This is a genomic window from Pseudoxanthomonas sp. (assembly GCF_036845285.1).
Lineage (GTDB): Bacteria > Pseudomonadota > Gammaproteobacteria > Xanthomonadales > Xanthomonadaceae > Pseudoxanthomonas_A.
The window spans coordinates 63183-82785 of the sequence record NZ_DAIUEE010000015.1 but is presented as its reverse complement, the minus strand read 5'-3'; the positions used below and the strand labels follow the sequence as shown (position 1 = coordinate 82785).

The 19603-nt window shown below is 68.1% G+C and carries 15 protein-coding genes and 1 riboswitch; of the genes, 8 read left to right on the top strand and 7 right to left on the bottom strand.

Annotated features, from left to right (window positions below; genetic code table 11):
• Positions 1-56 precede the first annotated feature (56 nt).
• The gene (gene mauJ / locus V7060_RS16170) at positions 57-803 is read left to right on the top strand and encodes a methylamine utilization protein MauJ (RefSeq protein WP_334180276.1); all 747 of its coding nucleotides are present in this window, start codon (positions 57-59) and stop codon (positions 801-803) included.
• Positions 804-1565: 762 nt separating this feature from the next.
• Positions 1566-4607: a two-component regulator propeller domain-containing protein gene (locus V7060_RS16165; protein ID WP_334180275.1), complete on the top strand. Its 3042-nt coding sequence runs from the start codon at positions 1566-1568 to the stop codon at positions 4605-4607.
• Positions 4608-4651: 44 nt separating this feature from the next.
• On the opposite strand, the gene V7060_RS16160 is transcribed toward V7060_RS16165, so the two are convergent.
• The 4 genes from V7060_RS16160 to V7060_RS16145 form a co-directional block, all read right to left on the bottom strand.
• Positions 4652-5992: a c-type cytochrome gene (locus V7060_RS16160; protein WP_334180274.1), complete on the bottom strand. Its 1341-nt coding sequence runs from the start codon at positions 5990-5992 to the stop codon at positions 4652-4654.
• Between the two features lie 83 nt (positions 5993-6075).
• Positions 6076-7152, bottom strand: a complete 1077-nt coding sequence (locus tag V7060_RS16155; protein WP_334180273.1) for a homoserine dehydrogenase — start codon at positions 7150-7152, stop codon at positions 6076-6078.
• Entirely contained in the window at positions 7149-8372 is a 1224-nt protein-coding gene (locus V7060_RS16150) for an O-succinylhomoserine (thiol)-lyase (protein WP_334180272.1), read from the bottom strand. Before V7060_RS16150 ends, V7060_RS16155 begins: the two co-directional genes overlap by 4 nt.
• Positions 8369-9415 (bottom strand): homoserine O-succinyltransferase, encoded by a 1047-nt coding sequence (locus V7060_RS16145; RefSeq protein WP_334180271.1) that lies wholly within the window; start codon positions 9413-9415, stop codon positions 8369-8371. Before V7060_RS16145 ends, V7060_RS16150 begins: the two co-directional genes overlap by 4 nt.
• A 91-nt stretch (positions 9416-9506) precedes the next feature.
• Positions 9507-9623, bottom strand: a riboswitch (SAM riboswitch).
• 113 nt (positions 9624-9736) lie between these two features.
• Between V7060_RS16145 and V7060_RS16140 the strand changes: the two genes are divergently transcribed.
• The 5 genes from V7060_RS16140 (at position 9737) to V7060_RS16120 (ending at position 16261) form a co-directional block, all read left to right on the top strand.
• Entirely contained in the window at positions 9737-10831 is a 1095-nt protein-coding gene (locus tag V7060_RS16140) for a phytase (RefSeq protein WP_334180270.1), read from the top strand.
• Positions 10828-11754 carry a M23 family metallopeptidase gene (locus V7060_RS16135; protein ID WP_334180269.1) on the top strand — a complete coding sequence of 309 codons (927 nt, stop codon included), beginning with the start codon at positions 10828-10830 and terminating at the stop codon, positions 11752-11754. The genes V7060_RS16140 and V7060_RS16135 overlap by 4 nt, the downstream gene beginning before the upstream one ends.
• A gap of 79 nt (positions 11755-11833) precedes the next feature.
• The gene (locus V7060_RS16130) at positions 11834-13450 is read left to right on the top strand and encodes a peptide chain release factor 3 (RefSeq protein WP_334180268.1); all 1617 of its coding nucleotides are present in this window, start codon (positions 11834-11836) and stop codon (positions 13448-13450) included.
• A 78-nt stretch (positions 13451-13528) separates the two neighbouring features.
• A complete protein-coding gene (locus V7060_RS16125; RefSeq protein WP_334180267.1) occupies positions 13529-14224 on the top strand; it encodes a hemolysin III family protein in 696 nt (231 codons plus the stop codon).
• Positions 14225-14311: 87 nt separating this feature from the next.
• A complete protein-coding gene (locus V7060_RS16120; protein ID WP_334180266.1) occupies positions 14312-16261 on the top strand; it encodes an AsmA family protein in 1950 nt (649 codons plus the stop codon).
• 9 nt (positions 16262-16270) lie between these two features.
• Here the strand turns inward: V7060_RS16120 and V7060_RS16115 are convergent, their stop codons facing one another.
• Genes V7060_RS16115 through mtgA form a run of 3 tightly spaced genes read right to left on the bottom strand, consistent with a single transcriptional unit; the run spans position 16271 to position 18469 of the window.
• Positions 16271-16699, bottom strand: coding sequence for a CBS domain-containing protein (locus V7060_RS16115; protein ID WP_334180265.1), 429 nt, complete (start codon positions 16697-16699; stop codon positions 16271-16273).
• The gene (locus V7060_RS16110) at positions 16659-17699 is read right to left on the bottom strand and encodes a glycosyltransferase family 2 protein (RefSeq protein ID WP_334180264.1); all 1041 of its coding nucleotides are present in this window, start codon (positions 17697-17699) and stop codon (positions 16659-16661) included. The genes V7060_RS16115 and V7060_RS16110 overlap by 41 nt, the downstream gene beginning before the upstream one ends.
• A complete protein-coding gene (gene mtgA, locus V7060_RS16105; protein WP_334180263.1) occupies positions 17696-18469 on the bottom strand; it encodes a monofunctional biosynthetic peptidoglycan transglycosylase in 774 nt (257 codons plus the stop codon). Before mtgA ends, V7060_RS16110 begins: the two co-directional genes overlap by 4 nt.
• A gap of 123 nt (positions 18470-18592) precedes the next feature.
• Here mtgA and V7060_RS16100 point away from each other — a divergent pair, with 123 nt between their 5' ends.
• Complete coding sequence (locus V7060_RS16100) at positions 18593-19489, top strand: Hsp33 family molecular chaperone HslO (RefSeq protein ID WP_334180262.1); 897 nt, start codon at positions 18593-18595, stop codon at positions 19487-19489.
• The last annotated feature ends 114 nt before the right edge of the window (positions 19490-19603 follow it).

Here is a 19603-nt window from a genome sequence, read left to right as displayed (position 1 = left end):
CAAGTACAAGGAAACCAGCCGGGGCGGGCTGGCGGTGAACGTCATCGAGTGCTGATGTGGACCGCTGGCTGAACGTTCGTGTTTCTGGCCATGCATGTTGGCCAACAAAGGAAACGTCCATTCAGTTCGGTGGCCACGACCTGATCCTCCGGCCGGCAACGCAAGACTGCGATCAGTCTGTCCACATCAATTTGCGCAGGATCTCAGATACAGACGCGCTAACCCTGATAAACCGATTCTTGAGCACAGTTTCATGGTGCGATGGTCAAAGCCTCGAAAACCACTATGGCTGGTCTGGAAACCCGATTCCGGTATCAGTACCGAAAGCCTCCCGCCAAGTCGGATCATCCTTTGCCTTCCCATTTCATAGAGAACTCGAATCAGATCCGAAAGCCAGATTGGCATTGGCACTGTACCGCGAAGCCGTCACGGTGAACTCAGTTCCATTCGAATTCCTGAGCTACTTCAAGATCCTGAACATCTTCTGGCAAGACAAGAAAATCACAGCCAAAGGTGGAATCGTCATTCATGAAATAGTCGACGGCATCAGAAACATCATGCCGCTGCTAAAGGACTCTTTGGCGATTGATCGCATATCAGCGATAAGCAAGAAAAATTCTGACGTTGCAGCGTACCTCTACCAGTCCGGGCGGTGCGCAGTAGCACATGCCTACATCACCCCGCTGGTCGACCCCGACGACGTAGCCGACGTGCATCGCCTCTCCGCGGACATGCCGATAATCCGGGAAATTGCTGAACACCTCATAGAAAGCGAACTCAACATCAGAAGAACTCTTTACTAGCGATATCGTCAGCATTGTCCAGCGCGGTAACGCCCATTTGAGGCGTAGCCAGCGTAGCCCGGGTAAGCGAAGCGCACCCGGGACCCGACACACTGACGCACTCCCCGGGTGCGGCCTTTGCCCTTATCCGGGCTACGGGACTCTTCCTCGCGCGTGCGGCTGGGTTTTCATCCTTTGCGACCAAGACTCGGAAGCTCGATCCTGCACCACGTTGGTTCAATGCCGAGGCAGAGGTGCTTCGTGGTCGAAGCGGAATGCCTCAACGGCAAGGCAGACCGGGGTGACGTCACCCTTCCGAACACCTTGATGCCGAGGAAAATTGCCTCGTCGACGCACCTTTTTACGTCACGCGCGAGGCAATGCGCCTTGGCCGCATGCCGAGCCAGCCTTGCGGTTGAGGCAAATCGCCTTGCCATCGTGTTTCGACGCCTTGAGCACGCACCGTTCCGGGGTGGTTTCGCAGAGCCGGCGTAGCCCGGGTAAGCGCAGCCCACCCCGGGGCCGACGCACCATGCATTCCCCGGGTGCGGCCTTCAGCCTTACCCGGGCTACGGGCTGGTTCCGGGTTTCCACGTCCACGGTACGACCACACACCGGACCCGATGCTTCGACCCTTTAGGGGCGCGGCTCCGCGCCGATACCGTTCTTGGTAAACCGACTTACCGGAGACGCGTCCTGTCCGACCTCGTCGACAAGACCCGCTGCGGCACGCCCTGGTGGCGGCGCCGGCTGGCGGTCTGGTGCCTGCCCCTGCTGGGCGGGATGGCGGCGCTTTGCCCGACCGCGCATGCGCTGGACCCCTCCAAGTCGTTCCATCACTACGTACGCAACCACTGGAGCCTGGAACAGGGCCTCCCACAGTTGAGCGTGCTCGCCATCGCCCAGGACCGGCCCGGCTACCTCTGGTTCGGCACGCAGGCCGGCCTCAGCCGCTTCGACGGCGTGCGCTTCACCAACTTCGACCTGGACAACACGCCGGAACTGCCGAGCACCTGGATCCAGGCCCTGCATACCGACCGCGAAGGCCGCCTGTGGATCGGCACGCCGCAGGGACTGGCGGTGCGCGATGGCAACCGCATGAAGACCGTGTCGGTCGCGCCGGGCGAAGCCGCTGGCGTGGTCGACGTGCGTGCGCTCACGCGCGACCTTCGCGGTCGCCTGCTGGTAGCCACGCACCGCGGCGTCATGGTGGTGGTGGCGGACCGCCTGCAGACCCTGCATCCGATCGATGATGGCGGCGCGCTGGCCTTGCATGCCGATGACGACGGCACGCTCTGGGTCGGTGGACGGGGCCGCGTCCACGTGTTCGACGGAACGGGCGAACGCATCCTGAAACTCCCGGTGGGCGCATCGCTCGCCACCATCACGTCGCTGGCGCGCCACGACGGACGCCTCTGGGCGGGCTGCGATGCCGGCCTGTTCGTACTCGACGGGACGCACTGGCAACGGTATCGCGACGTGACCGCCGTCAGCGGCGGCATCCAGGCGCTGCACGAGGACCGCGACAGCATCCTGTGGGTCAGTACGCGCAATACCCTGTACCGGCTGCGGGCCGGCCGGCTGCTGGAACGGATCCCCGCCGAAGGACCGCTGGCGGAGATCCGTGCGTTCCACGAGGACCGCGAGTCCAACCTGTGGCTGGGCAGCAACAACGAAGGCGTCAGCCGCGTGTGGAACGGCTGGACGCGGCGCTACAGCCGCACGGAGGGATTGCACCACCCGCTGCTGTGGTCCACCGCGCAGGCGCCCGATGGCCGGGTATGGGTCGGCAGCGACGATGGGGTGAGCGTGCTGGAAGGCGGCCGCTTCCGCACGGTGGTCGCCGGGCGCGACCTGCCGCATCCGGCCGCCTACAGCCTGCTGCCCGAAAACGGCCAGACCTGGATCGGCACCCGCGACGGTGCCGCGCTGTACCGCGACGGCCGCGTGCAACGGCCCCGGATGCTGGCGGCGATGGATGCCGCGCAGGTGAACGGCATCGTGCGCGACCGCCAGGGACGGGTGTGGTTCGCCACCAGCACGGGCCTTTACCGATGGACGGAAGGCGAGGCCCGCCTGCGCCACTATGGCGAACGCGCCGGCCTGCGCGACGTGCGCGTGCGCGTGCTGCTCGAAACACGCGACGGGCGGCTGCTGGTCGGCACGCAGAGCGGCCTGTACGAATTCGTCGATGAACGCCTGCTCGCCGTTCCACTGACGGGAACGGGCCTGGATGCGCCGCACATCGTCTCCCTGCACGAACTCGCCGGTGGCCAATGGCTGGCCGGCGCGCTGTCGGAAGAAATGATGGTGCTGTTCGACGGCCATCGCTGGACGCGCCTGGACAAGACGCGCGGCATTCCGGCGAATGCGCCCTTCTTCTTCGCCGAGGACGCCGGCGGCTTCCTGTGGGTGGGTGGCCTGCGCGGCATCTACCGCGTGCCGGTCGCCGACCTGCTCACTGCCGTTGACAATCCTGCGTTCAAGGTCGGCGCGCGCACGCTGCTCAACGAGCGCGGCGATCGCCATGGCGGCCAGAAGGGCGACTGCTGCAATGGCGCCGGCAACAGCCGCGGCTTCCTGGCCGACAACGCGCTGTGGCTGCCGACCCGCGACGGCGTGGTGGTGATGGCGACCGACCAGTCGCTGTCCAACGACTACCAACCAGAGTCGGTGGTCGAACGCGTCCAGGTCCAGGGACAGTGGCGGCCGGCGGAGCGCGCGATCGAATGGGCGCTGCCGAGCGCGGCGCGCGACCTGCGCTTCGAATTCACCACCCTCAGCTTCCAGGCGTCGGACCACATCGACATCCGCTATCGCCTCAAGGGCTACGACGAAGAGTGGAAGCTGCTGGACGATCCCCACCAGCGCAGCGCCACCTACACCAACCTGCCGGCGGGGCACTATGTGTTCGAGGTGCTCGGCACCAACAACAGCGGTGTATCCGGACGCGCCGCCGCCACGCAGCCCTTCACCATCGCGCCGTACGCCTACGAGAGTCCGTGGTTCTATCTCTTGCTGGCCATCGCATTGGCGATCCTGGTGCTGCTGTCGAACCGCTGGGTGCTGCGGCGCCACCACAACCGCCGCATCGCACTGGAACGCCTGGTCGAACAGCGCACGCGCGACCTGCAGCAGGCCAACCGGCAACTGGAGGCGATCAGCCTCACCGATCCACTGACCGGCCTGCACAACCGCCGCTACCTGACCCGGCAACTGCCGGCCGACATCGCCTACTACCAGCGCACCCCCGGCTTCGCCGCCGGCGTGGACGTGCTCGCCTTCGCGCTGCTCGACATCGACCACTTCAAGTCGATCAACGATGGCCACGGCCACCAGGTCGGCGACCACGTGCTGCAGACCGTCGCGCACCGGTTGCGCACGCTTTCGCGCGATGGCGACTACGTGATCCGCTGGGGCGGCGAGGAATTCCTGATGGTGTTCCGGCCGATGCCGCGGCACGAACTGCATGCACTGGGGCGCCGCATCTGCACGGCGATCGCCGCCACGCCGGTGGAGGTGGCCGGCGCGCACGTGCAGGTCACCGCGTCGCTGGGCCTGATCGGCTACCCGCCCTTCCCCGACGCGCCCGACCTGCTGGGATGGGAACAACTGGTCTCACTGGCCGATCGCGCGCTCTACGCGGTCAAGGCGCACGGCCGCAATGGCTGGGCGCTGTACGAAGCCACGCCGTTGCCGTTGCCCGCGCTCGACGCGGACCACGTGCGCCGCGACCCCGGCGAGCTGGTCCGCAGCGGCCATCTCGCCCTGCGTGGCCCGCATCATCCGGCACCGACGACATCCGCGCCCACGCAGCCCGATTGATGCCGCTGCGACGCGCCGGACATTCGACGGCTCCCTGACGGGTTTCACCTGGCAGAGGCGACGGCATCGCCGATCCGCGCCAGGACGACGTCATCGACGTCCTGCGACACGACCGCATCCACCTTGCCGTTCGCGCCACGCCGGAAGCGCAACGGACCGAGTCCACCGTCCATGGCGAACAGGGTGTCGTCCAGCGGAACCAGTTCGACGGGGGCTTCGTCCGCCGATTGCGCATGCAGTCGGCCGTGCGCGAACGTGATGCGCAGCGTCCAGTCGTAGCGTTCGACGCGGTACGTGCCGACGTAGTCGCGCAGGATCGCGTCGGATACGGTGACACCCTTCGTTTTTTGCAGACGGTTGATGCTGCCCAGGCCGTGTTCCTGTCCGCAGACCGCACACAGGGTCGGCGGCGCCAGGTTGCTGATGGCATGGGCCACCGGATGGCGCGTCTGCAGGAACGCGTGCAACGCGCGCAGGTCTTCGTCGCCGAGATGGCGGAAGGCGACCCACGGCATCATCGGATGCGTCAATCCTTGCTTGCCGGTGCGCATCAACTGGACGAACGCCGCCGCGTCGTAGTCGATGCCGGTGGGATGCGGCGTCAGGTTGGTGCTGTAGATGTCCCGGCCGTCGCGGGAGATGGCGTTGCCGCCGGCGAACGCACCCGGCAATCGCTTGCCCTCCCACAATGTGTGGCAGCCGCCGCAGTCGCCAATGGCCGCCAGGTAGCGGCCGCGTTCCAGCGGACTGTCGTCGACGGGTCCGGACACGGGCGCGGTGATCGGCATCGGACGGCCGACGATGCGCTGGACCTGTTCGTCGGAGAGCTGCGTGCGCGGCAGCGGGTTGCGGATCGCCGGCAGCGAACGCAGGTAGACGACGACCGCGGCGAGGTCCTCGTCCGACAGCATCGAGAACGAGGGGTACCACATCTGCGGATGCAGCGGCCGGCCATCGTGGCTGATGCCCTCGCGGATCGCGCGCGCCAGCATGTCGTCGCTCCACCCGCCCACGCCGGTCTCGACGTCGGACGTCAGGTTCGGTGCGACCAGCCGTGTCGCGCCTTCGTCCTTCCACACATGCCCCGCCATCGTGCGACTCTGCACGGGCGGTGCGCCGGGCTGTCCCCAGTCGCGGTCGGAATGGCACAGCGCGCACTGGAGGATGCCGTCGGCCAGGTAGCGGCCCCGCTCGCGTCGTGCATCGGTGCGCTCGAATACACGGTCGGTCAGCGGACGTACGCGCAGGCCGGGCAGCGGCGGTTGCTGGGCGATGGCCGACCGGGCCGGCGTTGCGGTGACGGGCGCGGCCGGCTCTCCGCAGGCCGCGACGCAGACCAGGCCTCCGGCAAGCAACGCGGTTCGCACGCACGAGGCAAGGCGCATCGGAACGCTCCGGATGACGGGGTGTCGAACGGAGCCAACGCGGCAGGTGCCCGGACGCGGACACCTGCATGCAAGGAGATGGCCTAGGCAGCCGCCGCGATGGCCAGTACGTCGTCCAGCAGTGCGGCGGCGGTGACCTCGGCGCCGGCACCCGGCCCCTGCACGACAAGCGGGTGCTCGGGATAGCGGTCGCTGTAGATGGCGACGCGGTTGTCGGTGCCGCCTCCGCCGCACAGCGGGTGGTCCAGCGGCAGCGCCTGCAGGCCCACGCTCGCGCGTTCGGCATCGAAGCGGCCGAGGAAGCGCAGGCGCGCGCCGTTGCGGGAGGCCTCCCTGAAACGCGCAGCGAGCGGCGCATCGAGGTGGACGAGCGCGCTGTCCAGATCGGGCAACGGCAGCGCGGCCAGTTCCGGCGGCACCAGCGAGTCCACGCGCACGTCTTCGGCCTGCAACGGGAATCCTGCGGCGCGCGCGAGGATCAGCAGCTTGCGCCGCACGTCTTCGCCGGACAGGTCCAACCGCGGATCCGGTTCCGTATATCCGGCCTGGCGGGCCTGGCGGACGAAGCCCGAGAACGCACGCATGCCGTCGTAGTGGTTGAACAGCCATGCGAGCGAACCGGACAGCACGCCCTCGACGCGATGGATACGGTCACCGCCGGCGACCAGCGCACGCAGGCTGCGCAGCAGCGGCAGCCCCGCGCCGACCGTGGCGGCGTCGCCATAGCCGGCCCCGGAATCGGCGCGCGCACGCGCGATGGCGTCCGCGCGCAACAGCGCACCGCCGGCACCGAGCTTGTTCGCCGTCACCACATGCACGCCGCGCGCCAGCCATTCGGCATGCCAGTCCGCCACCGCCTCGCTGGCGGTGGCATCGACCACGATGTCGCCGGAGCGCAGCGCCTCGCCTTCCGCCCAGGGCGGCACATCACCGTCATGCGGTGTCGCCTGGTTGGCATCGTCCAGCGCCTGCTGCGCGGACGATCCGCAGGCCTGCAGCGCCCGGGAATTGGCCAGCCATGCCAGCGCCGGCAACGGCAGCGCGCGGTCCTGCAGGCGCTGGTAGCGCGCGACGAAGGCGCTGCCCACCACCCCCGTACCGAGCAGCGCCAGCTTCGGCGCCGTGCGCGACGCGGTCGCCAGGCGGACGACGGTGCTCATGCGTCGGCGAGCTTGCGTTTGGTTTCCGTGGCGACGGCCTCGGCGCGCTCCAGCGCCGCGGTCAGGTCGGCCAGCAGGTCGTCAGTCGCCTCGATGCCGACCGACAGGCGCAGCAGACCGTCGGAGATGCCGGCCTTGGCGCGCGCTTCCGGCGTCATCGCCGCGTGCGTCATGGTCGCCGGGTGCGCGACCAGGCTTTCCACGCCACCCAGCGATTCGGCCAGGGTGAAGTAGCGCAGGCCTTCGACGAACGCGCGCACCGCCGCTTCGCCACCGTCCAGTTCGACGCTCAGCATGGCGCCGAAACCCTTCTGCTGCCGTGCGGCGACGGCGTGGCCAGGATGCGAGGCCAGGCCGGGGAAATAGACCTGCGACACCACCGGGTGCGCATCCAGCAGCGCGGCGATGGCGTTGGCGTTTTCCTGGTGCGCGCGCAGGCGCGCGTCCAGCGTGCGCAGGCCACGCAGGGTCAGGAAGCTGTCGAACGGCGAGCCGGTCAGGCCCAGTGCGTTCGCCCACCACACCAGGTGCTGGTGCGTGTCGGCATCGCGCGCGATCACCGCGCCACCCACCACGTCGCTGTGGCCGTTGATGTACTTGGTGGTCGAATGCAGCACCACATCGGCGCCGAACGCGATCGGCGTCTGCAACGCCGGCGACAGGAAGGTGTTGTCCACCACCGTGCGCGCACCGGCCTTGTGCGCCGCGTCGATGACGAAGCGCAGGTCGGTGATGCGCAGCAGCGGGTTGGACGGCGTTTCGATCAGCACCAGCTTCGGCGACTGCGCCAGCGCGTCGGCCAGCGAGCGCGGATCGGTCAGGTCGGCGGTGATCAGCTCGAAGTGGCCCTTCTTCGCCAATGCGTTGAACAGGCGCCAGCTGCCGCCGTACGCGTCGTGCGGCACCACCAGCCGGTCGCCCGGCTCCAGCAGCGCGTTCAGCACCAGCGTGATGGCGCCCATGCCGGTGGCGGTGATGACGGCGCCGGCACCGCCTTCCAGGTCGGCCAGCGCTTCGGCCAGCAGGTCGCGGGTCGGATTGCCGCTGCGGGTGTAGTCGTACTCGCGCTTCTGCGCGAAGCCGGCGAAGCTGAAGTTCGACGACAGCACGATCGGCGGCGTGACGGCGCCATAGGCGGTGTCGCGGTCGATGCCGGCACGCACGGCGGCGGTGGCGGGACGACAGGGCGCGTCGGCGTCGGTGGGGATGTAGCTGCTCATGCGAGGTCTCCGGCGGCGCGCAGGGCCGAGGTGAGGATGGAATCGATGCGGTCGGTTTCTTTCAGGAAGGCGTCGTGGCCGTAGGGCGAGCGCAGCACGCGCAGCTGGCCCAGCGTGCCGAGGCCTTCGACCAGCGCCACGGAGTCGGACAGCGGCACCAGGCGGTCGCCCTCCACCGCGACCACCAGCGTGGGCACGCGGACATCGGCGGGATCGACACGGTGCAGGTCGATGGATTCGGACAGGCGTACGTAGGCGGTCACCGGCGTGCGCGCGACGTACTGCGCGCCGGCGGCGTCCAGGTAGTCCTCGGCGGCGACGCGCACGCGGCCGTTGACGATCTCAGGCGCGCTGTCGAAACGCTCGCCGAATTCCTCCGGCGTGCGGTAGCTGAGCATGGCGAACTGGCGCGCCAGCGACAGCCCCTGCGCATCGGCGCACTGCAACTGGCCCAGCGTGACGGCACGGCGCTGCAGCGCGCGCCAGGCGGCGGCATACGGGTGCGCACGATGTGCGCCACTGACGGCGACCAGCTTTTTCAACCGATCCGGATGCCGCACGGCGAACTGCAGGCCGACCAGCGCGCCGTAGGAATAGCCGACGAAAGCCTCCAGCCGCGCGATGCCCAGCGTCGACAGCAGCTTGGCGACGGCGTCGGCCTGGTCGGACGAGTCGATGGGCGCATCGAGGCGGCCGTCGGCACCCAGGAAGTCGAATGCGAGCAACTGGCAGTGCGAGGGATCCAGCGCGCGACCGGCACCGACCAGGTCGTTCAACCAGCCGCTCTCGGGAAACACGTCGCTCGCTGCCAGGTGGCGGTGCGCGGAGATGCCGCCGGCGACGAACACGACCGGCGCGCCGGCCGGCCCCTGCAGTTCGTAGCGCAGCGTCAGCGCGCGGGTGCCGGCGTGGCGCATCGCCAGTTCGACCACCACCTCGCCGCGCAGCGCGCGCGGACCGTCGTCCTGGGTGGACGACAACGGGAACCCGTCGATCGGGGACGGTTCGGGCAGGCGGTTCAGGGCGGGACTGGCGTAGCTCATGGCGGCATCCGATGGGCGTGGTCCCTTGCGGGACGGGACTGCACCACCGAGCTTCGCGGAGCTCGCGTTCGCCGTGTCGAGGACACGATACGAACCATCTTCCGGCAGACGCTGAGGTCCCCGCAGGATTTGGCACCACCACGGCGCTTGCGCGTCGCTGGCTGCCCCGGCTTCGTCGGGCCTGTCCCTCTGCCGGTCTCGATGGTGGACGCACTTTGCCGGGCGTCCGGCCGGATGTCAATCGCTTTATTCGGATGAAGCGATGAACGTTGATGGCGGTCGCGATGCCCGCCGGTGCGGCAATGCCGCATAATTCCTCACATGACATCGAAATCCCTGCTGGGCGCCCTCTGCGCAGCCTTCCTGGCGGCGTGTTCAACCGCCCCCCTGCATACGTCCACGCCACCGGCACCGGCGCCGAAAAGCGCTGCGGATGCCGTCATCGCCGAGTCCTGGGTTTCCGAGCCGGTGGCCGGCGACGAACTGGACTCGCTGGCCGCCTGGCCGACGGAAGACGGCCAGGTCTGGCTGATCGCCACCGCGAAGGCCGCCCACCAGGTGGTCGTCTACGACGCCGACACCGGCGCCCGGCTGCGCTCGGTGGGTGCGCCCGGCAATGCGGTAGGCCAGTTCAACCGGCCCAACGGCATCGCCGTCTTCGGCGACCTGCTGTTCGTGGCCGAACGCGACAACCACCGCGTGCAGGCGTTCCGGCTGCCGGAGTTCACCCCACTCGGCGCGTTCGGCGCCGACGTGCTGCGCTCCCCGTACGGCCTGTGGGTGCATGAAACCGCGCCGGGCGCGCTGGAACTGTTCGTCACCGACAGCTTCATGGCCGATTTCCGAACCATGACGCTGCCGCCGATGGCCGAACTGGATGCCCGCGTGAAGCGCTTCCGGGTCCAGGTAGCGGAAAGCGGCAGGATGGACGCCCGGCTGCTGGGCCAGTTCGGCGACACCGGTGCCGCCGGTGCCTTGCGCATGGTCGAGTCCATTGCGGGCGATCCGGTCCACGGACGCCTGCTGATCGCCGAGGAGGACCGGCGCGTCGGGTCCACCCTGCGTGACTACAGGTTGGCGACGGGCACCTACAACGGGCACAGCCTGCCGGTATTCGATGCCGATGCGGAAGGCGTCGCGTTGTGGTCGTGCAGCGCCGAGGATGGCTACTGGATCGCGGTGGACCAGCTGACGCCGACCCGCTTCCGGCTGTTCGACCGTGCCACGCTGGCCCCGGCGGGTGTGTTCTCCGGCAAGGTCACCTCCAACACCGACGGCGAAACCGTGTACGCGATGCCGACCAAACGCTTCCCTGCCGGCGCGTTGTTCGCGCTGCACAACGACGTATCTCTGGCCGCGTTCGACCTGCGCGACATCGCCCGCGCGCTGGACCTGCAAGGCGACTGCCCGCGGTGAAGACGCGCCTGCTGGCCCTGGCCTGCGGCATCGCCGTGCTGGTCGGCGGCGTCGGCGACCTGGACGCCGCCCGACTGTACCGCTGGAAGGACAAGCAGGGTTACACCCAGTACGGCGACCAGCCGCCACCGCCGGAGCAGCTGGCCGGCAGCGGCGTGGACGTCATGCGCTTTCGCAACCCGCCGAGCGCGCTGGTGCGGCTGCGACTGGAAAAACAGGGCACGCGCTACGAGGCGTGGGCGGACAACCTGATGCACGGGCCGGTGGAAGTGCAACTCGGGTTCCGTCGGCAGCGCGATGTGCGCAGTGCGCCCGACCTGCCGGCCCGGGCCGTGGTACCGGCGCGCAGCAGCGTGCTGGTGGCCAACATCAGCGTCACCGACCCGCTGCGGGGCGGCGATTTCGAACTGTCCCTCGACGGCATGCCGGGCGACCCCGCCAGCCGCCCGCAGGACTACGAGTACCGGCTGCCGTTCGACTACGGTCGCGTGCGCGTGGACCAGGGCCCGGGGGGCCGCTTCAGCCACAGCGACGTGCAGAACCTGCATGCCGTGGACTTCGCGGTGCCCGAAGGCACGCGGATCGTCGCCGCACGCGAGGGACTGGTGATGCAGGTGGAGTCGGACTTCGACAAGGCCGGCCTGAACCGCGAGAAGTACGGCGGCCGCGCCAACTTCATCCGCATCCTGCATGCCGACGGCAGCATGGCGCTGTACGCCCACCTGAAGGCGGAAGGGGTGCAGGTGCGTGTCGGCCAGTACGTCAGCAAGGGCCAGTACATCGGGCTGTCGGGGAATACCGGCTTTTCCACCGCGCCGCACCTGCATTTCGTGGTGCAGTCCAACCTTGGCATGCGGCTGGCATCGGTGCCGTTCCGCATGTTCGGCCCGCTGGGCCAGTTGCAGTTCCCGTCAACCCGCTGAGCCGGCCGGCCCGACCCCATCCCGGCCGGTATAATCGCCGCCTTCCCGCTTGCTCCACGCCCGTCAGGGCGTCCGCCCCATGTCCAATCCCTCCAGCGCCGTGGCCAATGAAGCCACGCGGCGCCGTACCTTCGCCATCATTTCCCACCCCGACGCCGGCAAGACCACGCTGACCGAAAAGCTGCTGCTGTTCGGCGGCGCGATCCAGATGGCCGGCTCGGTGAAGGGCCGCAAGGCCGCGCGCCATGCGACGTCCGACTGGATGGCGCTGGAGAAGGAGCGCGGCATCTCGGTCACCTCGTCGGTCATGCAGTTCCCGTACGACGGCAAGATCATCAACCTGCTGGACACGCCGGGCCACGCCGACTTCGGCGAGGACACCTATCGCGTGCTCACCGCCGTGGACAGCGCGCTGATGGTCATCGACGTGGCAAAGGGCGTCGAGGAACGCACCATCAAGCTGATGGAAGTCTGCCGCCTGCGCGACACGCCCATCATGACCTTCATCAACAAGCTGGACCGCGAGGGCAAGGACCCGATCGACCTGCTGGATGAAGTGGAAAGCGTGCTCGGCATCCAGTGCGCGCCGGTGACCTGGCCGATCGGCATGGGCCAGCGGCTGAAGGGCGTGGTCCACCTGCTCACCGGCGAAGTGCATCTGTACGAGCCGGGCCGCAACTTCACGCGCCAGGACTCGACGATCTTCGCCTCGCTGGACGATCCGCAATTGGAAGCACGCATCGGCACCGAGATGCTGTCCGCGCTGCGCGACGAGCTGGAACTGGTGCAAGGCGCCAGCCATCCGTTCGACAAGCAGGCCTACCTGGACGGCAAGCAGACGCCGGTGTTCTTCGGCTCGGGCGTCAACAATTTCGGCGTGCAGCCGCTGCTGGATTTCTTCGTCGAACATGCCCCGTCGCCGCAACCGCGCGCGACCACCGGCCGCGAGGTGCAGCCGGAGGAAGGCAAGCTGACCGGCTTCGTGTTCAAGATCCAGGCCAACATGGATCCGCAGCACCGCGACCGGGTGGCGTTCATGCGCGTGTGCTCGGGACGCTTCGAGGCCGGCATGAAGACCTTCCATGTGCGCAGCGGCAAGGAAATGAAACTGGCGAATGCGCTGACCTTCATGGCCAGCGACCGCGAGATCGCGGCCGAAGCGTTCCCGGGCGACGTGATTGGCATTCACAACCACGGCACCATCTCCATCGGCGACACCTTCACCGAAGGCGAGGCGCTGTCGTTCACCGGCATCCCCAACTTCGCGCCGGAACTGTTCCGCCGTGCGCGCCTGCGCGATCCGCTCAAGCTCAAGCAATTGCAGAAGGGTCTGGCGCAGCTGAGCGAGGAAGGCGCCACCCAGTTCTTCCGCCCGCTGATGAGCAACGACCTGATCCTGGGCGCGGTCGGCGTGCTGCAGTTCGACGTGGTGGCCTACCGGCTGAAGGACGAGTACGGCGTGGATGCCTCGTTCGAGAACGTCAGCGTGGCCACGGCGCGCTGGATCCGCTGCGACAACGCGAAGAAGCTGGAAGAGTTCCGCGACAAGAACGCGATGAACCTGTCGCTGGATGCGGCCGGCGAGCTGGTCTACCTGGCGCCGACGCGGGTCAACCTGCAGCTGGCGCAGGAACGCGCGCCGGACGTGCAGTTCCTCGCCACGCGCGAGCACGCGCACAGCGTCGACCTGGGCTGAACATGCGCCCGTCGATACTCCTCCTGTCTATCGACGGCCCCCCATGCATCTCGTGCTGCATTGCGGTAACGTGACCACATGAGTGATCCGACCTCCTTCGAAGCCCTGCGCGCCCGCAAGCGCGCCGACCATCTGGTCGACCTGCGCGACGAACTGGCCAGCGCGCTGACGCACGGCCTCGGCGCCGTGGCTGCGCTGGCCGGCGGCGCGGTCCTGATCACGCTCGCCGCCATCCACGGCGACGGCTGGCAGCTCGGCGCGTCGATCGTGTTCGGCATCACCCTGCTCCTGCTCTACACCGCCTCCACGCTGTACCACGCCATCCAGCATCCGGTGGCGAAGGGGCGGCTGAAGGTGTTCGACCACTGCGCGATCTACCTGCTGATCGCCGGCACCTACACGCCCTTCACCCTGATCGGCCTGCGCGGCCCGTGGGGCTGGGGCCTGTTCGCCGCGATCTGGACGATTGCCATCGCGGGCGTCATCTTCAAACTGTTCTACACCGGCCGCTTCAAGCTGCTGTCGACGATCCTCTACATCGCGATGGGCTGGCTGGTGGTCGTGGCGATCAAGCCGCTGCTGACCTCGGTCGATCTGGTGACGCTGGGATGGATGTTGGCCGGGGGCCTGTTCTACACGCTCGGCACCTTCTTCTACCACCGCGAATCGATCCGCTACTCGCACGCGATCTGGCATCTGTTCGTGATCGCCGGCAGCGTCTGCCACTTCGTCGCCGTTACCCAGCAGGTGCTGTCGCCGCGCCTGTCGTCGTGAATCGCGCGTCGACTTTGGTGTCCCCTGCATGAACCGGCGGGCTGCCGTTTCGCGGTACGTGAACACGTAGTCGCCAACCATGCAGGCATGAACGATGCGCCTGCCCCACGCCGCCGTTTCGGATTGCGTCCGCTGTCGCGTACAGGCGCCATCGTGGTGGGCGTGCTGGCAGCGATGATCGTGGTGGTGGCGATCCTGTTCGACTGGAACTGGCTGCGCCGGCCGATCGAGTGGGCCGTCGAGCGGCAGACGGGCCGCAGCTTCCATATCGCCGGCGATCTCGACGTCGATCTGGGGCGCGTGACCACGATGCGCGCCGATGCGCTGACCTTCGGCAACGCCGCCTGGTCCAAGGTGCCGACGATGGCGGCAGCCGATCGCGCCGAGCTGAGCGTTGAAGTGCTTCCCTTTGTCTTCAAACGCGAGACGCGCATCCCCCGCATCCATCTGACGCGCCCGCAACTGCGGCTGGAAAGCGGACCCGACGGCATCGGCAACTGGGTGTTCGGCGACACGAGCGGCGAGCGCCGGACGATCTTCCGCGACCTCAGGATCGACGATGGCCGCCTGCTCTTCCTCGACCCGAAGAACAGGACGAACGTCGACATCACGCTGGACAGCGCACCGTCGCCCAAGTCGGAAGCGGCGTCGGCCGTCGACGTGGAAGGCAAGGGCCATTGGGCGGGAAACCGCTTCACGCTAGGCGGCCAGGTCGCATCGCCGCTGGCGCTGCGCGACACCGACAAGCCCTACCGCATCGACCTGCGGGCGACCGCAGGCCCGACCCGCGCCCATGCGCGTGGCACCCTGGTGGACCCGTTCCGACTGCGCGACTTCGATCTGCAGCTGATGCTGGCGGGCCAGGACATGGAGGACCTGTTCCCGCTGATCGGCATCGCGACGCCTCCCACCCCGCCGTATCGGCTGGATGGCCGCTTCACCCGCGATGGCGACACATGGCGCTACGACGGCTTCACCGGCGTCGTCGGCGACAGCGACCTTGCCGGCTCGGCGAGCGTCACCGTCGGGCGCGCGCGTCCGCTCCTGCAGGCGAATCTGGTCTCGAAGCGATTGGACTTCGACGATCTGGCGGGCTTCGTCGGTGCGCCCCCGCAGACCGGCGGCGACGAAGCCAGCAACGCCGAGCAACGCGCCAAGGCCGCGGCGCTGGCGGCGGATGCGCGCCTGCTGCCGGACACGCCGTACGACCTCACCAAACTGCGCGCGATGGACGCCGACGTCCGCTGGAAGGCGCATCGCATCAATGCGCCCAGCCTTCCCATCGACGACATGGATGCGCACCTGCTGCTCGATGCAGGCGTGTTGCGTCTGGAGCCGCTCAACTTCGGCGTGGCGCAGGGCGACATCCGTTCGCAGATCCGCATGGATGCGCGCAACGACACCATCCGCACGCAGGCGAAGATCGCCATGCGCGGGCTGGATCTGGGCGAACTGTTCCCGCAGGCCGAACTGACGAAGACTGCGATCGGCCGCCTAGGCGGCGACATGACGCTCGCGGGCACGGGCAATTCCATCGCCGGCATCCTGGGCACGGCCGACGGCGATATCGCCATCGGCATGGGGCGCGGGCAGATCAGCAACCTGCTGATGGAACTCGCAGGCCTGGATATCGCCGAGGCACTGAAATTCCTCATCACCAAGGACAAGACCGTGCCGGTGCGCTGCGCGTTCAGCGACTTCGCGGTCAAGGACGGCGTGATGCAGGCGCGCACGCTCGCCTTCGATACAGAGGACACGATCATCGTCGGCAAGGGCCAGGTCAGCCTGAAGGACGAGACGCTGGACCTGGAACTGAGGCCGCGCCCGAAGGACCGCAGCATCCTGGCGCTACGTTCGCCGCTCGTCGTCGGCGGCACGTTCAAGAACCCCTCGTTCCGCCCGGACTTCAAGCGGCTGGGCCTGCGTGGCGCGGTGGCCGTGGCGCTCGGCACCATCACGCCGCCCGCCGCCCTGCTGGCGACCATCGAAGTGGGTCCTGGCGAGGACAGCGCCTGCGGTGGCCGATACGCGAAGTAGCGCAGCAACTCAGCTGGCGATGTAGCGCTGCAACTGGTCCAGTTCGACCTGCTGGTCCTCGATGACCGCCTTCACCAGATCGCCGATGGAGATGACGCCGACGATGGCATCGCCTTCGGCGACCGGCAGGTGGCGGATGCGGTGCTCGGTGACGACCTGCATGCAGTGGTCGACGCTGTCGTCCGGCCGCACCGTCACCACCTTGGCCGTCATGATGTCGCGCACCGGCGTATTGGACGAAGACCGCCCTTGCAGCATGACCTTCCGGGCGTAGTCGCGCTCGGACACGATGCCGCACAGGCGCGGCCCCTGCATGGCGAGTACCGCGCCGACGCCCTTCTCGGCCATCAGCGTGATGGCGTCCAGGACGGAGGCGTCGGGAGATACCGCGAAGACTTCAGGGGCCTTGGCCCCCAGCAACTGACGAACCGTGCGCATGGCGATCTCCGGGGCGGGGAGCGGGTCGATCTGGTCCGGCCAAGGATACTCCTGCCGATGCGGGTTGCCACGCATCCACCAGGTACAGCGGCCGCTGCTTGGACTCCTCGTACAGGCGCCCGAGGTATTCGCCGATCAGGCCGAGCGCCATGAGCTGTACGCCACCGAGGAACAGGATCACCGTCATCATCGTCGGCCAGCCCGCCACGGGATCGCCGAACAGCATCGACTTGCCGACGATGTAGATCGCGAACGAAAACGCGAGCAATGCGGTCAGCACGCCCAGGTAGGTCGCCACGCGCAGGGGCGCGGTGGTGAAGCTGGTGATGCCCTCCAGCGCGAAGTTCCACAGCTTCCAGAAACCGAAACTGCTGCTGCCGGCCACGCGCGCCTCGCGGTGGTACGGCAGCGCCTTCTGGTTGAAGCCCACCCAGCCGAACAGGCCCTTCATGAAACGGTGCCGCTCGCGCAGTCCGCGCAAGGCCGCCAGCGCGCGCGGCGACAACAGACGGAAGTCGCCGGTGTCGGCCGGGATCGGCGTCTTCGACAGACGGCCGATCACCCGATAGAACGCATGCGCCGTGGCGCGCTTCAGCCATCCCTCGCCATCGCGGGCGATGCGCGTGCCGTGCACGTTGTCGTAGCCGGCCTGCCATTCGCGCACGAAGTCGCCGATCAGTTCCGGCGGATCCTGTCCGTCGGCATCCAGGATCAATGCGGCCCCGGCATCGATACGATCCAGGCCTGCCGTCAATGCGGCTTCCTTGCCGAAGTTGCGCGAAAGCCGCAGCACGGACACGCGCGGATCGTCCGCCGCGAACGCCCGCATCACCGCCCATGTGGCATCGCGGCTGCCGTCGTCGACATACAGCACGCGGCCTTGCGCGCCCTCCAGTGCATCGAGGGCCGCCATGACGCGCGGATGCAGCAACGGCAGCGATTCCGCCTCGTTGTACGCCGCCACCACCACGGTGACCTGCCAGGGGTTCGCACCGCTCATGGCAGCGCCTCCAGGTAAGCGCTGCCGCCGATCTGCCGGACCTGCCGCTCGATCCGCGTCGCGCGTCGTTGCACGTACGGACCGGGACGCTGGGCGCTGTAACGGCGCGGCGACGGCAGTACGGCGGCAAGGCGCGCGCTTTCGTTGGACGTCAGGCGCGCCGCATCCTTGCCCCAGTAGCGCCGCGCCGCCGCCTGCCCGCCGTACACCCCGTCACCGAACTCGGCGACGTTGGCATAGACCTCCAGGATGCGGCGCTTCGGCCACAGCGCTTCGATCAGCACGGTGTACCAGGCTTCCAGCCCCTTGCGCGCCCAGCGCGTGACGCGGTGGTTGCCCTGCCAGAGGAACAGGTTCTTCGCGACCTGCTGGCTGATCGTGCTGGCGCCGCGCAGGCGCGTCACCGGACGACCTCGCTCCTCCGCCCGCTCGACCATCTTGCGGTTGTGTACGCGGGCCTTCTCGATTGCCGCCAGGTCGAAGCCATGATGGGTGGCGAAGTTCTGGTCCTCCGCGGCGACCATCGACAACGGCAGGCTCGGCGCCATGCGGTCCAGATCACGCCAGTCGTAGGCCAGCCGAAACCCGAACTGCCCCTGCCCCCAGGCCTCGAACACGCGTGCCGCCATGAACGCGGTGAACGGCGGGTCGACGAAGCGCAGCACCACGACCTGCACGACGCTGGCAGCCGCAAACAGGAATGGCAACGCCAGCAGCCAGCGGAACCATCGGCGCCGACGCGGCACCGGTATGACGGAGGCTGCGCTCATCGGGCCTGCCGGATCTTGAGGATGGTGTCGGTTGCCCCCATCGTGATGGTTCCCCTCGGTGCGTGTCGTCAGCGGCATTATGCCGAGACGCCAGCCCGCCCCGCATGCTCCGCCCGGATTTCCATGACTGCCGACTCGTCCTCCGACACCCTGACCCGATTCCTCCTTCCCGCCGCCGGGGTACGCGGCGTGGCCGTTCGACTGGACGAAACCTGGCAGACGGTGGCCGGCCGCGCCGACTATCCCCCCGCGTCCCGCGAACTGCTGGGCGAAGCGGCGGCGGCGGCGGTGCTGTTCACCGGCCATACGAAGGTCGACGGCCGACTCTCGATCCAACTGCGCAGCCAGGGCAGCCTGCGCAGCCTGTTCGCCGAATGCACGGCAGCGGGTACCGTGCGCGGCATCGCGCAACTTTCTCCAGACCAGGATGCACCGCGCGACCTGCGCGACCTGGGCGATGACGCGCTGCTGGCCATCACCATCGAAAACCCGGGCCTGGACCCACGCGAGCCTCAGCGTTACCAGAGCCTCGTCGGCCTGCAGGCAAGCCGGCTGGCCGATGCCTTCGAAGACTATTTCCGCCAGTCGGAACAATTGCCCACGCGGCTGCTGTTGTCGGCAGACGGCGACCGGGCCGCCGGCCTCATGCTGCAGAAGCTGCCCGGCGACGAAGGCGACCACGATGGCTGGAACCGCACCGGCGCCCTGTTCGACACGCTGGGCGAGGCGGAACTGCTCGCGACCGCCGTGCCGGACCTGCTGCACCGCCTGTTCCACGAGGAGTCGCCGCAAATCCTGACCCAGCGCCCAATTCGCTTCGGCTGCTCTTGTTCGCGCGAGCGGGTCGAGAGCATGCTGCAGTCGTTGGGGGAGGAAGAAGCGACGGCCGCACTGGCCGATGGGGTAGCTGAAGTCCGTTGCGAGTTCTGTGGGCAGGAGTACCGCTTCTCTCCCCTGCAGATCGCGGAACTTTTCAGCCAGCCCCGGGTCGATGTGGACGCGCCCAGTCGCCTGCAGTGATCCGGCAGCCGGCTTACCGCCTCGGGGACTTGTTAAAGAAACATAAACGGCATAGCATCGGTTCCCCTTCGGGAGGGGAACTCCGGGTAGCCCCAGGAGTCTGAAGCGAGCCAT